This window comes from Kribbella sp. HUAS MG21 (assembly GCF_040254265.1).
GTDB lineage: Bacteria > Actinomycetota > Actinomycetes > Propionibacteriales > Kribbellaceae > Kribbella.
Genome location: NZ_CP158165.1, coordinates 2,846,750 through 2,861,075, shown reverse-complemented (window position 1 = coordinate 2,861,075; position 14,326 = coordinate 2,846,750). Strand labels below are relative to the sequence as shown.

13 protein-coding genes are annotated in these 14,326 nt (G+C 69.2%); 6 read left to right on the top strand and 7 right to left on the bottom strand.

Annotated elements, in window-relative coordinates; genetic code table 11:
* Positions 1 to 3: 3 nt before the first annotated feature.
* From kdpB to ABN611_RS13945, 3 genes are all read right to left on the bottom strand, one after another.
* On the bottom strand, positions 4 to 2,001 hold the full coding sequence (kdpB, locus tag ABN611_RS13955) for a potassium-transporting ATPase subunit KdpB (RefSeq protein WP_350281638.1): 1,998 nt from the start codon (positions 1,999 to 2,001) through the stop codon (positions 4 to 6).
* Positions 2,002 to 2,078: 77 nt separating this feature from the next.
* Positions 2,079 to 3,740 carry a potassium-transporting ATPase subunit KdpA gene (gene kdpA, locus ABN611_RS13950; protein WP_350280284.1) on the bottom strand — a complete coding sequence of 554 codons (1,662 nt, stop codon included), beginning with the start codon at positions 3,738 to 3,740 and terminating at the stop codon, positions 2,079 to 2,081.
* Complete coding sequence (locus tag ABN611_RS13945; RefSeq protein ID WP_350280283.1) at positions 3,740 to 3,829, bottom strand: potassium-transporting ATPase subunit F; 90 nt, start codon at positions 3,827 to 3,829, stop codon at positions 3,740 to 3,742. Before ABN611_RS13945 ends, kdpA begins: the two co-directional genes overlap by 1 nt.
* A 135-nt stretch (positions 3,830 to 3,964) precedes the next feature.
* Here ABN611_RS13945 and ABN611_RS13940 point away from each other — a divergent pair, with 135 nt between their 5' ends.
* A complete protein-coding gene (locus tag ABN611_RS13940; RefSeq protein WP_350280282.1) occupies positions 3,965 to 4,588 on the top strand; it encodes a hypothetical protein in 624 nt (207 codons plus the stop codon).
* On the opposite strand, the gene ABN611_RS13935 is transcribed toward ABN611_RS13940, so the two are convergent.
* From ABN611_RS13935 to ABN611_RS13925, 3 genes are all read right to left on the bottom strand, one after another.
* Entirely contained in the window at positions 4,585 to 5,391 is an 807-nt protein-coding gene (locus tag ABN611_RS13935) for a PhzF family phenazine biosynthesis protein (RefSeq protein WP_350280281.1), read from the bottom strand. The two genes, ABN611_RS13940 and ABN611_RS13935, sit on opposite strands and share 4 nt — an antisense overlap.
* Positions 5,392 to 5,602: 211 nt before the next feature.
* On the bottom strand, positions 5,603 to 6,163 hold the full coding sequence (locus tag ABN611_RS13930; protein WP_350280280.1) for a cysteine dioxygenase family protein: 561 nt from the start codon (positions 6,161 to 6,163) through the stop codon (positions 5,603 to 5,605).
* Positions 6,160 to 7,062, bottom strand: a complete 903-nt coding sequence (locus ABN611_RS13925) for an amidohydrolase family protein (protein ID WP_350280279.1) — start codon at positions 7,060 to 7,062, stop codon at positions 6,160 to 6,162. The genes ABN611_RS13930 and ABN611_RS13925 overlap by 4 nt, the downstream gene beginning before the upstream one ends.
* A gap of 116 nt (positions 7,063 to 7,178) precedes the next feature.
* Here ABN611_RS13925 and ABN611_RS13920 point away from each other — a divergent pair, with 116 nt between their 5' ends.
* The 4 genes from ABN611_RS13920 to ABN611_RS13905 all read left to right on the top strand — a co-directional run bounded on the left by ABN611_RS13920 (position 7,179) and on the right by ABN611_RS13905 (position 9,594).
* Entirely contained in the window at positions 7,179 to 8,186 is a 1,008-nt protein-coding gene (locus tag ABN611_RS13920) for a LacI family DNA-binding transcriptional regulator (RefSeq protein WP_350280278.1), read from the top strand.
* Between the two features lie 211 nt (positions 8,187 to 8,397).
* Positions 8,398 to 8,721, top strand: a complete 324-nt coding sequence (locus tag ABN611_RS13915; protein WP_350280277.1) for a YciI family protein — start codon at positions 8,398 to 8,400, stop codon at positions 8,719 to 8,721.
* Between the two features lie 55 nt (positions 8,722 to 8,776).
* Entirely contained in the window at positions 8,777 to 9,253 is a 477-nt protein-coding gene (locus tag ABN611_RS13910) for a hypothetical protein (protein ID WP_350280276.1), read from the top strand.
* A gap of 23 nt (positions 9,254 to 9,276) precedes the next feature.
* The gene (locus tag ABN611_RS13905) at positions 9,277 to 9,594 is read left to right on the top strand and encodes a hypothetical protein (protein ID WP_350280275.1); all 318 of its coding nucleotides are present in this window, start codon (positions 9,277 to 9,279) and stop codon (positions 9,592 to 9,594) included.
* A gap of 176 nt (positions 9,595 to 9,770) precedes the next feature.
* Here ABN611_RS13905 and ABN611_RS13900 read toward each other — a convergent pair whose 3' ends face one another.
* Complete coding sequence (locus tag ABN611_RS13900; RefSeq protein ID WP_350280274.1) at positions 9,771 to 12,632, bottom strand: M36 family metallopeptidase; 2,862 nt, start codon at positions 12,630 to 12,632, stop codon at positions 9,771 to 9,773.
* Positions 12,633 to 13,002: 370 nt separating this feature from the next.
* Here ABN611_RS13900 and ABN611_RS13895 point away from each other — a divergent pair, with 370 nt between their 5' ends.
* The gene (locus ABN611_RS13895; protein WP_350280273.1) at positions 13,003 to 14,301 is read left to right on the top strand and encodes a sugar ABC transporter substrate-binding protein; all 1,299 of its coding nucleotides are present in this window, start codon (positions 13,003 to 13,005) and stop codon (positions 14,299 to 14,301) included.
* The last annotated feature ends 25 nt before the right edge of the window (positions 14,302 to 14,326 follow it).

The following is a 14,326-nucleotide window of genomic DNA, read 5'->3' as shown; positions in this document are numbered from 1 at the left end:
CTTTCAGCGCAGACCCGGGATCAGCGAGATCACCAGGTCGAGCAATTTGATCCCGACGAACGGCGTGACCAGCCCGCCGGCGCCGTACACGAGCAGGTTCCGGCGCAGCATCGCCGACGCCGGGGCCGGCCGGTAACGCACCCCGCGCAGCGCCAGCGGCACCAGGCCGACGATGACGAGCGCGTTGAACACGATCGCCGAGACAATCGCGGACTCCGGCGAGTGCAGGCCCATGATGTTGAGCTTGTCCAGCCCGGGGTACACGGGAGCGAACAGCGCCGGCAGGATCGCGAAGTACTTCGCCACGTCGTTCGCGATCGAGAACGTGGTCAGCGCGCCGCGGGTGATCAGCAACTGCTTGCCGATCTCGACGATCTCGATCAGCTTGGTCGGGTTCGAGTCGAGGTCGACCATGTTGCCGGCCTCCTTCGCGGCCGACGTCCCGGTGTTCATCGCCACGCCGACGTCGGCCTGCGCGAGCGCCGGGGCGTCGTTGGTGCCGTCACCGGTCATCGCGACCAGCCGCCCGCCCTCCTGCTCCTGCTTGATCAGCGCCATCTTGTCCTCGGGCGTCGCCTCGGCCAGGAAGTCGTCGACGCCGGCCTCGTCGGCGATCGCCTTCGCGGTCAGCGCGTTGTCGCCGGTGATCATCACGGTCCGGATACCCATCGCGCGCAGCTGGTCGAAACGCTCCCGCATCCCGGCCTTGACCACGTCCTTCAGGTGGATGACGCCCAGCGCCCGGGCGCGGCCGTCGACGCTCTCGGCCACGACCAGCGGCGTGCCCCCGGAGGCCGAGATCCCGTCCACGAGCTCGCCGAGCCGCGCGTCCGTCGTACCGCCGTTGGCGCCGACCCACACGTTCACCGCACCGGCCGCGCCCTTGCGGACCTGCCGGTTGCCGAGGTCCACGCCGCTCATCCGGGTCTGCGCCGTGAACTCGACGAACGTTGCGTTCGGCAACTCTCCGGTGTGCCGCTCGCGCAGCCCGTACCCGGTCTTCGCCAGGACGACGATCGAGCGCCCCTCCGGCGTCTCGTCCGCGAGGCTGGACAACTGCGCCGCGTCGGCCAGCTCGGTGTCCGTCACACCTGCGACCGGGATGAACTCGGCCGCCTGCCGGTTGCCCAGCGTGATCGTGCCGGTCTTGTCGAGCAGCAGGGTGTTCACGTCGCCCGCGGCCTCGACCGCGCGCCCGGACATCGCCAGCACGTTGCGCTGCACCAGCCGGTCCATGCCCGCGATCCCGATCGCGGAGAGCAGCGCGCCGATCGTCGTCGGGATCAGGCAGACCAGTAGCGCCACCAGGATCACGACGCTCAGGTCGGTGCGGGCGTACTGCGCGAACGTCGGCAGCGTGATCGTCGCGATCATGAACACGATCGTCAGCGCGGCGAGCAGGATGTTCAGCGCGATCTCGTTCGGCGTCTTCTGCCGGGCGGCGCCCTCGACCAGCGCGATCATCCGGTCGATGAAGCTCTCGCCGGGCTTCGTCGTGATCTTCACGACGATCCGGTCCGACAGCACCGTCGTACCGCCGGTGACCGCGCTCCGGTCACCGCCGGACTCGCGGATGACCGGCGCGGACTCGCCGGTGATCGCCGACTCGTCCACGCTGGCCACGCCCTCGACGACGTCACCGTCGCCGGGGATGATCTGGCCCGCCTCGACGACGACCAGATCGCCGAGCCGCAGCTGGGTGGCGGGGACCTGCTCCTCCTGATCACCGACCAACCGGCGCGCGGTGGTCTCGGTCTTGGCCCGGCGCAGCGTCTCGGCCTGGGCCTTGCCGCGGCCCTCGGCGACGGCCTCGGCCAGGTTCGCGAAGATCACGGTCAGCCAGAGCCAGACGACGATCCACCAGACGAACACCCTGGAGTCGGAGACGGCGAGGACCGTGGACGCGACCGCGCCGACCTCGACCACGAACATCACCGGGTTCTTCCACATCACCCGCGGGTCGAGCTTCCGCAGCGCGTCCGGGAACGAGCTGAGCAGCATCCTCGGGTCGAACAGGCCCGACGGTGTCTTCTTGGCGGGTGCCGCCGGTTTCGCCACCGGCGGCGTCAGCAGGGTGGTCACAGTCCCTCCGCGAGGGGTCCGAGAGTCAGGGCGGGGAAGTAGGTCAGGCCGGTGACGATCACGACGACGCCGACGAGCATCGTCACGAACAGGGCCTTGTGGGTGGGCAGCGTGCCCTGGGTGACGGGCACCGGTTGCTGCTTGGCGAGCGAGCCGGCGAGCGCCAGCGCGAACACGATCGGTACGAACCGGCCGAGCAGCATCGCCAGGCCGAGGGCGACGTTGTAGAAGGGGATGTTCCCGCTCAACCCGGCGAACGCGCTGCCGTTGTTGTTGCCGGCCGAGGTGAACGCGTACAGCACCTCGGAGAACCCGTGCGGGCTGTCGGTGTTCAGGATCGAGGCCCGCGCCACCGCCAGTCCCATCGCGATCGAGGCGCCCACGAGCACGACCGTCGGCGTGGTCAGGATGTACAGCGAGACCAGCTTCATCTCGCGCGCGGTGATCTTCTTCTTCAGGTACTCCGGAGTCCGCCCGACCATCAGGCCCGCGACGAACACGGTGAGGATCGCGAGGATCAGCATCCCGTACAGACCGGTGCCGACCCCGCCGGGTGACACCTCGCCGAGCATCATGTGGAACAACGCCGTTCCGCCGCCGAGGGCCGTGTACGAGTCGTGCATCGAGTTCACGGCGCCGGTCGACGTACCCGTCGTGGACGTCGCGAACAGCGCCGAGGCCCATTCGCCGAAGCGGGTCTCCTTGCCTTCCATCGCGGCGCCGGCGGCCTGGGTCGCCGTCCCCGCGCCCTGGTTCTCGAAAAACGTGGCGGCGAAGGTGAAGGCGGCCCACAGCGTGCCCATCACGCCGAGGATCGCGTAGCCCTGGCGCTTGTCGTTCACCATCAGGCCGAAGGTGCGGGTGATGCAGACCGGGATCACCAGCAGCAGGAAGATCTCGAACAGGTTGGACAGCGGGTTCGGGTTCTCGAACGGGTGCGCCGAGTTTGCGTTGTAGAAGCCGCCGCCGTTCGTGCCGAGCTCCTTGATGACCTCCTGGCTGGCGACCGGGCCGCCCGGGACGGTCTGGGTCTGGCCGACCACCGAGGTGACCTCGTGCCCGCCGGAGAAGTTCTGTACGACGCCCAGCGCGACCAGCACGAGCGTGCCGACGACCGCGATCGGGAGCAGGATCCGGAGTGTGGTCCGGGTCAGGTCGACCCAGAAGTTGCCGATCCGGTCCGTCGTCGACCGTGCGAAGCCGCGGATCACCGCGACCGCCACGGCCATGCCGACGGCGGCGGACAGGAAGTTCTGCACCGCCAGCCCGGCGAACTGGACCAGGTGGCCGAGGGTCGCCTCGGGCACGTAGTTCTGCCAGTTGGTGTTGGACACGAACGAAGCCGCGGTGTTGAACGCCAGGCCGGACCCCACGTTCGGGAGGCCGAGCGACAGCGGCAGCCAGTGCTGCACCCGCTGGAGCACGTACAGCAGCACCAGGCCGACCACGGAGAAGGCGATCACGGAGCGGGCGTAGACCGCCCAGGTCTGGTCCGCCTTCGCGTCGACGCCGAACAGCCGGTACGTCGCACGCTCGAACGCCAGGTCCTTGTCCGACGTGTAGACCCTGGCCATGTACCCGCCGAGCGGCCGGTGGACGACCGCGAGGCAGGCGAGCAGAAGGCCGACCTGTAACAGGCCGGCAGCGGTGTCGGACATCAGAACCTCTCGGGAAAGACCAGGGCGGCGATCAGATAGAGGACCAGCGCGCCGGCCACGACCAGGCCGGCGATGTTCTCGGGACTCATGCGTCCACTGGACACCCGGTCGCTGCCTGATCAGGAGGGTTCTCGCAGGGCTCTCACACCCGCTGACACAGCTCTCACAGGCCTCTCACATACTTACGCTGGCAATCCCACCGACAGACAGGGAAGAACAACCACGTGACCGAACTGGACACCCCCGCCCCCGCCGAGCAGTTCTTCTCCGCGGAGACGCGGGCCGCCCTGCTCGAGGCGAGCCGCAAGCTCTCCGAGCGGCTCCTGGCGCACACCGAGGCGCTGCTCGCGATGACCGGCGAGGAGGACCACGCGACGCTCTTCGAGCACAACGCCGCGCTCGAGGGCGTGGTCGAGGACTGGAACGAGGCCGTCTTCGAGCACACCGGGACGACGCCGCTGCTGCTCGACGAGTCCGACGACGCGGACGACGACGAAGAGGTCGAGCAGGACCACGTGATCAGCGTGGTGTCGCGGTTCGACCTGCGCGTGGTCGACCTGGACGCGCTGCTCGAGGCCGGCCGGGCCGCGCAGGAGCGGCACCCGGCCGAACTCGACGAGTCCGGCGACCGCGAGCCGGTCGACAGCGCCGAGCAGGCGATCTACGAGATCAGCCGCGAGGTCGGCGAGGCGTGGTTCGAGCTGCCCGGCACCGAGCTGGTGGCCGGCGCCCGGGCGTACGTCGTACCGGAACCGCCCTTCGAACCGCTGGACGCCGACGCCGAGGACGTCGTCACCGAACTGATCGCCCCGAACGGCGTCGCCACGCACGCCGAGACGTGGGCCTAGACGAGTAGCTCACCGTCCAGGACGGTGATCGCGCGGCCCTTGAGGTAGACGCGGTCGCCGGCCGGGACGACCTGCACGACCCCGCCTCGGGCGGACGCCTGGTAGCCGGCCAGGGCGTCGCGCCCGAGGCGTTCGGCCCAGTACGGCGCCAGGCTGGTGTGGGCGCTCCCGGTCACCGGGTCCTCCGGGATCCCGCTGCCGGGCGCGAAGAACCGCGAGACGAAGTCGTACTCCGTTCCCGGAGCGGTCACGATCACGCCGCGCAACTGCTCCCGGTCGGTGATCGCCGCGATCCCGTCGTACTCCGGCGTCACCGCACGGACGGTCGCCTCGTCGGGTACGACGACCAGCAGGTCGCGCAGCTCGCCCGTGACGTGGACCTCTAGCGGCTCGACGTGCAACGCCGCGGCCAGCCCGTCCGGGACCGGTACCTCGATCGGGCGGTTCACCGGGAAGTCCAGCGTGATCCCGTCATCGGCCACGTCCGCGACGAGGACGCCGCTGAGCGTCGCGAACGAGGTCTTGCCGGACACCTTCCCGTCGGCCGCGAGCACATGCGCCGTCGCCAGCGTCGCGTGGCCGCACAGCACTACTTCCTTCGTCGGCGTGAACCACCGCAGGTCCCACTCCGCCTCGGTCCCGGCCGAGGGCCGCACGAAAGCGGTCTCCGCGTGCTTCATTTCCGCGGCGACAGCCTGCATCCAGCCCTCGTCCGGCCAGTCCCCCGCCGCGAGCACGCATACTCCCGCCGGATTGCCCGCAAACGCCCGCTCCGCAAACGCGTCGACCACCCGAATCCTCATGCGGCCGACGCTAACGCCCCCCGAACCACCCCTTCCATACCCACTTCACCCCCAACTGGCCTCACCACCTCCGCCCGCCGAGTCGTGGCGATCGGCTCCCCCCGGGTTCGCCGAGTCGTGAGAAATGGTCGTCGAAAACGAGCCGAAATCCACGACTCGGCGATGGGGGGTGGAGCCAGTTGCCACGACTCGGCGGAGGTGGTGGGGGAGGTCAGTCGAGGGGGCGGAGCTCGTCGGCGTACGAGACGGAGACCCGGCGGAGTACGCCGTCCTTGACCGAGTACTGGCCCATCCGCCACAGCGGCGGGCTGTAGGCGTGCACGGTGACGCTGCCCTTGTCGAGGCCGGTCAGGCGGTGGATGTGGTCGGGGCCGAACCCGTACACGTCGCCGGCCTCGACCTCGGTCTCGATCGCGGCGGTGCCGACGGCGAGGTTGTGCTCGACGAGCTTGCCGCGGGCAACGGCCACCGCGCCGGAGGAGACGTCGTGGTCGTGCCAGCCGGTGTCGTTGACCGGCGTCCAGCAGATCAGCCAGACGTCGACGTTCGCGTCCCGGTGCAGCGAGGCGAAGACCCGCTCCTCGTCGCTGTACGCGACCTTGTCCTCCCACAGGTGCGGCTGCGCGGCGATCGACGCGGCGAGCTCGGACAGCTCGTCCGGCGTCAGGTCACGGCCCGGGAGGTCGTCCAGCGACAGACAGTTGTTGAGCTCCACGAGCCGGCTGGCCTGGCGCGCTGGGACGTTCGGTACGTCGATGGGCTGGGCAGTCACTGCACTTCCCTCTTAGGAGTCGAGGAACCGGCGCCGAACAGCAGCCGGTACGGATTGTCGTGGCGGATCACCGCGGTCGCGGCGTCGCCCTGGCGGAGGTCGGTGGTGTCCGCGTACGGCCGGTCGGTGCCGTGCACGACCTGGTCGATGCCGAGGACCCGCGCGACCGCGTCGATCCCCTGCGGGCCGTAGCTCGAGGTGTCGACGTACAGCTTCGGATCGATGGTGCCGAGGCGGCCGCCGCGCGCGGTCAGCCGCTCGTGGTGCACCGGCGCGAGCCCGGCCGCGGCGACGAAGCACAACCGCAGCTCCGGGTAGGTCCGGCGGCCGCCGAACGCGTGCCACGCCCACCACGCGGCCTGCAGCTGCGCGGCGTAGTCCACGACCGGCGCCCACCAGCCGGGCCCGTCGGACGAGGACGCCGTACCGGGGTGCACGAGGATCGGCTTCCCGAGTCGCTCGGCGGTGCGCAGCAGCTCGCCCTGCGCCTCCCATGCGGACGGCGTGCCGAGCACGTGCGCAGGTAGCTGCAAGCCCAGGAATCCCTTGTGCAGCAGGGCTTCCAGGCCGGCGACGTCAGGCTCGAGCAGATCGACGGACGCCCACGCGCGGAACGGCGCCGGGAACTCGGCCGCTCCGTCGTGCCAGGCAGCGAGCAGCTCCGCGTCCCCGAGTTCTTCGACACCGAGCGGGCTCGACAGCGACACCGCGGCGAGCGTCGTGCCGGCGTCCTGCTCGAGCGCGACGCGCTTGCCGATCTCGTGCGCCGCCGGATCCACGTCGTACGGCGCCTCGGTCGCGGTGTGCAACGTCCAGCCGTCCAGGTACGGCGGCTCGCGGCGCGCCCGCAGCCGCTCCACGAACACCTCCGGCCAGAGGTGCTGGTGAACGTCGATCATCAGCCTCTCCTCCCGCCGGTTTGATCAGATTGAAGCGCTTCAGGATGAATAGAGTGAAGCGCTTCAAAGGAGCGTCTGTCAAGTTTTTGTCCATGCCCACCGCTAGGGTCGTGGGCATGTCCGGAACCGGCCGGAGGCCAACCCTCAAGGACATCGCCGCCGAGACCGGGCTCTCGATGGCCGCCGTGTCGTACGCGCTGCGCGGTCTGCACGGCACACCCGAGACCCGGCAACGGGTGCAGGACGCGGCCGACCGCCTCGGCTACCAGGCCGACCCGGTCGCCCGCGCGCTCGCCTCCGGGCGCAGCGGCTCGATCGGCGTCCTGTGCGCGTCGCTCGAGGACCTCTGGCAGCAGCGGCTCGCCGCCGCGCTCGGCCGCGAGCTCCTCGCCCCGGACCGGAACGCCTGGATCATCGACTCCGCCGGCGACGCCGACCGGCAGCTCGAGCTCGCCCAGCACCTGGTCGACCACCGCGCCGACGCGATCGTGGTGATCCCGATCAACCCGGCGGCGAAGGCCTGGGCGGACATCGCCCGGCAGGCGCCGGTGATCGCGATCGGCGACGCGCTGCCGGCGGCGAGGGCGAAGTCCGAGGTGATCCTCGACAACGAGTCCGGCGTGAGTACGGCGCTGCGCCGGCTCGCGGACGCCGGGCACCGCGACATCGCCGTACTGAGCCCGACGCGCCGCTTCGAGGTGGAGCGCCCCGCCGAGGAGATCGCCCAGCGAGTAGCGGCCGACCTCGGGCTGACCGTCCGCCTCCGGCAGTGCCCGCACGACCTGGCCGGCGCGACCGACGTCGCCCGCGAGCTGCTCACCGGCACCCCGCGGCCGACCGGCATCCTCGCGCTCGCCGACTCGATGGCCTTCGGCGTCTACGCCGCGAGCCGCGAGCTCGGGCTGCGGATCCCGGACGACCTGTCCCTGCTCGGGTACGACGACCAGCCGATGTCCCAGCTGCTCACGCCGCCGCTGTCGACGTTCCACTGGCCGCTCGACGACCTGGTCAGCCACGTCGTCTCGCGCGTCACGTCGGCGGTCGACACCAACCGCCGCGTCCGCCGGACCACACTCACCCCAACACTGATCGACCGCGACTCGGTGGCCGCCCCACCCAACTGAGCAGGACGACCACCGATCCGCGACAGGTTCCACCCGAGCGAAACTAGACCAATTTGGTCGACTTACTTCCAGTTGCCCACTATTCGGACGACGGCACCGGGTTTCGGTAGCGCGGCGATCCGGAAGTCGTGCGGGAGTGTCGGATCGGGGTGCTGGTGTTCGTAGCAGGAATGGGGACGCGCCGTCCCGGCGCCAGAGGAAAGGATTCCCGATGCAGTACTTGGTTTCCGTGATCGACGACAAGGACAACCCCGGCAGCACGGACCGGCGACCGGCCATCAGCGCCTTCAACGAACGACTGATCGCCGACGGCTACTGGGTCTTCGCGGGCGGACTCGCAGACGCTGGCGCAGCCACGGTCGTCGACAACCGAGGCAACCAACCGGTGTTCAGCGACGGCCCGTTCGTGGAGTCGAAGGAGTACCTCGCCGGCGTCTGGGTCTGGGAAGCACCCGACCTCGACGTGGCCCTCAAACTCGCCACCGAGGCATCGAAAGCCTGCGATCGAAAGATCGAGGTACGCCCGTTCCTCTAAGTCCGGGGAGGCTGCGCCGCTTGCGTCCGCCCGACCTACTATCTACCTTTGAGGTATGGATCTGCAGGAAGTGACGTTCACCGATCTGCTCCAGCATTCGAACGAGACCGTCGAGAAGCTGAAGCGGAGCCGTGGCCGTGCGCTGCGCGTGCGCCGGCGGGGCGCGGAGGAGGACTTGGTCCTGACCACTGCGGCCAAGGCGGAGCAGGACGAGCAGGTGGTGGACGTGGCTGTGCGGCTCCTCCGCGCGATCATGAGCGACCCGGTGATGCGCTCGGCCCATCTGCTGGACGTGTTGCCCCAGGTCTTTCCTTGGGTCCGCTTCCTGCCCGCTGAGGACAAGACGGAATTCGTTCGTGAGCTCATCGAGGTGATGAGTGCAGGTGGTGAGCTCGGCTCGCCGGCGCCGACCCTGCAGGTCATCACGGAGTGGCGGAACACCGCTCAGATCTATGCCGATCCCGAGCTGCTCGAGCTCCTGCAGTCGCGCACGATCGAGGACGGCGGGGAAGTTCCCGCCCCTGCTCGATGACTCCGGCCAAGAGGAACGACCGGGTGGCGCCTCCTGCGGAACCTGGTTGTTGGCTTCTCAGGTTCGGCACGAACGATGCTGCGAAAGGTTGGGAGGACCTGGCCCAGCAGGCGGCGTCGAACCTGTGGGATGCGTACGAGGCGATCCGGACCGATCCGAGTCCGTTCCCGCCGACGCAGCGCCATCACCGTCTGAAAGGTGCATTGGGGACCGTCGACGGGATGGAGCAGTGGCAGTACGAAGTCACGTCCGGCGGCCGCATCTGGTACGTCGTCGACGTGACACGGAAGACGATCTGGATTCGCGCCGCCGGCACGCGCCATCCGAAGACCACTGAGTGAGCACCGTCAGCCGTCAGCCGTTCCACGACACGACAGCCAGGCGACACCACCCGTCCCCGGCGTTAGCCGGAAGAGCCCGGCGCAAGCCGGAAATAATCGCGTGTGGGGCTGTTCTCATGCCGGAAGGCCGGTCCGAGCGGGTGCTCGGGCCGGCCTTCGCGGACGGGGTGGCGCGGTTACTTCGTGCCGAAGACCTGGAGTTCGGTCATGTCGGTGAACTGGCAGCCGCCGTACGCGCCGTCGGGGCAGTTCGTGGCGAAGTCCGGGACCTGCGGGCTGAGCATCCAGAACCGGACGTACTGGACGCCGGTCGCGTTGCCGCTCGGGGTGAGCAGGTTGTACTTGCCCCGGTTGGCGGCGGTGAACTCGCCCTCCTGCGCGGTCGCCCAGGTGGTGCCGTCGGCCGAGGTCTCGATCCGGTACTTGCCGGTCGAGGAGCTGCCCGGGTCGCCGCAGGTGTTCGACGGGTCGACGTTGAAGCTGCTGACGTTGATCTTCTCCGGCAGCTTGATGTCGACGTGCTTGGCGATCATCTGGTTGGTCGGCGTGCCGTTGTCGTCGCCGGTGGTGCTGCCCCAGCCGGTGCCCTGGACGTTGTCGATCGCGCCGCCCGGGCCGCAGTTGTAGGCGCTGAAGTCCGGACCGTTGAAGCCGGTCACGGTGCCGCCGCCGGACGCGGCCGCCCAGTTGCGTCGCGGCCCGAAGTTCGCCGCCGCACCCGGGGTGACCTTCACCGACTGGACGATCAGCTCGTAGCCCGGCGCGGACACGACGACCTTCGGGTAGGTGCCGGGGGCAACGCCGGTGATGCTGTAGTTGCCGGCCGCGTCCGTCGTGGCGGCGTAGTCACCGGCGTAACCGGAGGAGTGGCCGCCGATGTAGACCAGCGCGCCGGCCACCGGGGCGCCGGTGTCCTTGTCCTTCACCGAGCCGCTGAGCGTGGTGGTCGCACCTGTCGGCGGCTTGTGGAAGTCCTCCGCCGGGAAGGCGTCGCCGCCGTCCACGACACCGGCGTACCAGCCCATGCCGCGGTTGGCGAACACGGTCCAGATGACGTCGGCGTTCTTGCCGCCGCTGGCGACCAGGTCGGCCTGGACGATCGCGTTGCGCATGTCGAGCATCGTCGGGTCGGCCGGCGCCAGCTCCATCGCGCGGGTGATGATGCTCAGCGCGTAGCCGCGCCCGAAGCGCTCGCGCAGGTCCCACAGGGTCTGCGCCCAGAGCTCACCGGAGGCGTGCACCTGCGGAGCGCCGCCGATGGTCGGGAAGTCGCCGTACGTGTAGCCACCCTGCGAACCGTCGGCCGCGACGCAGGTCGGCGCCTTGGCCTTCACCCGGCAGTCGATGGCCTGGGTCCGGAACAGCTCGCCGTGGCTGACGTACTTGCCCTCCTGGACCTCGCCCGGCGCCACGGTGTCCTTTTCCAGACCGTGCGCGACCAGGTAGTCCATCGCGTAGAAGTCGCTCCACGCCTCGCCCATCGCGCCGGCCTGGATGCTGTTCAGCGTCGAGTTGCCGGTGGCGTCCACGACCAGGCGGTTGGACAGGCCGTGGCCGTACTCGTGGTACAGGATGCTGGCGTCGTTGCCCGAGCTGCTCGGCACGTAGCCGTCCTGCTCGTCGGTCGCGCCGGGCGCGTGGAACAGGTACATCTGCATGGTCGGCGGGGTGCCGTCCGGCGGGGTCGCCATGTTCGCGTTGTTCACGTGGTTGGCGTCCGGGCCACCGCCGGCGCCGGTCGCCGCCCCGTCCAGGGCGTTCAGCAGCACCGGGTCGCCGCCCGCGGTGTCGAACGAACCCGCGGCCGGGGTGAAGCTGATCGGCGGCTTCGCCAGCCAGTCGTGGAAGTTGCTCGCCAGGTAGAACGCGTTGGTGACGTCCTGGTTCAGGTTCGCCTTCCAGGAGTCCGGCTTCGCCGGGTCCCAGGTGCAGATGTACGACGCCGAGCAGAACGACGAGGCGTTCGGGAACGACACCAGCTTGTACTCGGCGCCGGTCTTGGTGCCGGGCACCTTCACGGTCTCGCCGGCGTTCGGCTGGTTGTCGTCGTTGACGTCCGCCCAGGCCGCGACCGACGTACCGTCGAGGAGGGTCTTGGCGTTCTTGGGCAGCCACTTGTTGTAGATCAGGTTCTCGACCCGCTGCGTGCCGCCCTTGGCAGCACCCGGGTAATTGTCCTGGACCAGCGCGTCGCCGTTGCCCTCGCTGACGAGGTCCCGGCGGTACAGCGTGGCGCCGGTCTGCGCGTCGACGACGTGGCTGTAGATCTTGGTGCCGCCGGAGTTGGTGTAGGTCAGCCAGCCCTTGCGGAGGCCGTCGGCAGTGTGGAACCACACCTGCTTGGCGGTGTCGCCGTTGCCCCACTTGGTGCTCACACCGGAGGTGGTGGCGCTCGCGGACTTCGCCGTACCGCCGACGTCCTTGATCGCGGCGCTGCGGGCGCCCGCGGCGGTGACCTTCGGGGCGGCAGCGGCGGACCGGTTCTGCGCCGCGGCGGTCAGGCCGGCGACCGGCGAGCCCATCACGGAGATCAGCTGGCCGTTCTTGGTGACGTTGGCCTTCAGGCCGTTGCTGAACACCTCGACGCCGTCGACGACCTGCGTCCAGAAGAGGTGGTGGGTGCCGAGGTCGTCGACGTAGTCCTTGCGCAGTTTCAGCGTGCCGAGGTCGGCGTCGGAGAGCTTGAAGATCTCCGGGTGCGCCTTGACGTAGCCGAGCGCGACCTCGGAGGCCTTCTTGGCGCTCCGGCCTGTCAGGAAGCCGTTCAGCTTGGTGACCTGGGCGGGGGTGCCGGTGTTCGGGTCGACCTCGACGACACCCTGGGTGCCGAGCGAGTCGCGGAACTTCTTCGCCGCCGCGGTCTCCTTGCCGGAGACCTTCGCGGAACGGGCATAGGTGGTCCGGGCGTTCGGCGTCCGGGCGTCGTAGTTGCCCATCCGCTCCTTGCCCGACGCGTGCTCGGTGTGTTCGGCCGGCGCCGGCTTCTTGCCTTCGGCACCGGAATTCTGCGCGGCGCCGGCCGCGCCACCGGCCGTCATGGCCAGCACGGTGGCCGCCGCGGAGACGGCGGAGACTGCCAGGAGCCCCCGCCCTCTGCGTGATGTCGTCACAGCAAATCTCCCAGGGAGGTCGTGTCTGCGGGTCGCCCTCCACGACCCGTCCGGGGGCCGACCTTAAGCCTGCGGGCGGGTCCGGGGAAGCGAAATCACCGGATTGTCGCGGAGTCGAGGGTTGTCCTTCGTGCTCGGAACAGTACTAGGAGCAACCGCGTGATCGCACGCAGCCAGCGACCGATCGCTCTTCGTGTCGGACGTCGGCCGTAACCCGTCGTACCGCAGCTCTTGACACCGTTTCGGCGTCCGGGACTATGCTGCCGAGAAATCGATTTCCCGCCAGAGAGGTCCGATCATGGATCACCCCTTGCTGAGTCGGAGACGTTTTCTTCAGGCCACCGGCGGTACGGCGGTTGCCGCCGCGCTGGCCGGTTGCGGTGGGGGTGGCAGCGGTGGCGGCGGGGCGTCCTCGAAGGAGTTGTCGTTCGTCTACATGGGGACCGCCGAGCAGCAGGCGACCTGGAACAAGCTGTTCGCGAAGTTCACCGAGTCGCACCCGGAGATCAAGCTCAAGGCCGAGGGCATCCCGCTGTCGAACTGGGGCGACTTCTTCAACAAGCTGTCCACCCGGATCGCCGGCGGTCAGGTGCCGGACGTCATCCAGATCGCCACCGAGGGCCAGCGGCTGTTCGCCTCCAAGGGCCTGCTCGAGCCGCTCGACTCCTACATCAAGAAGGACCAGGCGACGATCGACGAGTACTACGCCGACATGGACCCGAACCTGATCGAGTGGGACAAGAAGTACGCCTCCACCGACGGCAAGACGTACTACCTGCCGGGCGAGTTCAACACGATGTGCATGTGGTACTCGAAGGACCTGTTCGCGAGGGCCGGCGTACCGGAACCGACCGCGAAGTGGACCTGGGACGACTTCCGGCACGCGTGCGAGCAGATCAAGGCCAAGACCGGGGCCTTCGGCTACGCCGCCGACTCGGCGTACTTCGCCGCGATCATGCCGTGGCTGCTCACCAACGGGACCAGCAGTTTCACCGAGGACTGGTCGAAGCCGACGTACGACGATCCGCGCGTGGTCGAGGCGGCCGAGTTCAACCGGAAGCTCGTCGCGGACAAGCTGTCGCCGCCGCCGGGCGGGACGTTCGACGCGTTCACCGCGGCCGCGCAGGGCAAGCTGGCGATGTTCGGCGGCGGGCGCTGGCCGATCATCAGCATCCGGAACCTGAAGGCCACGCAGAAGATGGGCATCGTGCCGTGGCCGACGAAGGTCGAGCAGGGCTCGCCGGTCGGCTGGAACGGGTACCCGATCCTGAAGGCGTCGAAGAAGAAGGACGACGCCTGGACCTTCATCAAGTTCCTGATCTCGAAGGAGGGCTCGTCGACGTTCGCGCAGCTCGGCGGCACCATCGTCCCGGCGCGCAAGTCGATCGCGAACAGCGAGTCCTTCCTCGCCGACGCACCGAAGGGCACGGAGTACCTGTACCAGGCGCTCAGCTACGCGACGCCGATCCCGTCGCCGGACAAGGGCGCGGCGATCCAGAAGGCGATCGAGGACGGCTGGAAGCAGGTCCTGACCGGCAACGCGGCGCCGGGTGACGCGCTCGGCAAGGCCCAGACCACGCTGGAGGGATTGGTCTGAAACCGCACCGGAGGGACTGGCTCCC

Bases quoted from the DNA above. Each gene is read 5' to 3' on its own strand.
- ABN611_RS13900 (WP_350280274.1), bottom strand. From the start codon at position 12,632: ATGACGGCCGGTGGCGCGGCCGGCGCCGCGCAGAATTCCGGTGCCGAA.
- ABN611_RS13935 (WP_350280281.1), bottom strand. From the start codon at position 5,391: ATGAGGATTCGGGTGGTCGACGCGTTTGCGGAGCGGGCGTTTGCGGGC.
- ABN611_RS13915 (WP_350280277.1), top strand. From the start codon at position 8,398: ATGCAGTACTTGGTTTCCGTGATCGACGACAAGGACAACCCCGGCAGC.
- ABN611_RS13895 (WP_350280273.1), top strand. From the start codon at position 13,003: ATGGATCACCCCTTGCTGAGTCGGAGACGTTTTCTTCAGGCCACCGGC.
- ABN611_RS13920 (WP_350280278.1), top strand. From the start codon at position 7,179: ATGTCCGGAACCGGCCGGAGGCCAACCCTCAAGGACATCGCCGCCGAG.
- ABN611_RS13945 (WP_350280283.1), bottom strand. From the start codon at position 3,829: ATGAGTCCCGAGAACATCGCCGGCCTGGTCGTGGCCGGCGCGCTGGTC.
- ABN611_RS13925 (WP_350280279.1), bottom strand. From the start codon at position 7,062: ATGATCGACGTTCACCAGCACCTCTGGCCGGAGGTGTTCGTGGAGCGG.
- ABN611_RS13910 (WP_350280276.1), top strand. From the start codon at position 8,777: ATGGATCTGCAGGAAGTGACGTTCACCGATCTGCTCCAGCATTCGAAC.
- kdpA (WP_350280284.1), bottom strand. From the start codon at position 3,740: ATGTCCGACACCGCTGCCGGCCTGTTACAGGTCGGCCTTCTGCTCGCC.
- kdpB (WP_350281638.1), bottom strand. From the start codon at position 2,001: ATGCTGCTCAGCTCGTTCCCGGACGCGCTGCGGAAGCTCGACCCGCGG.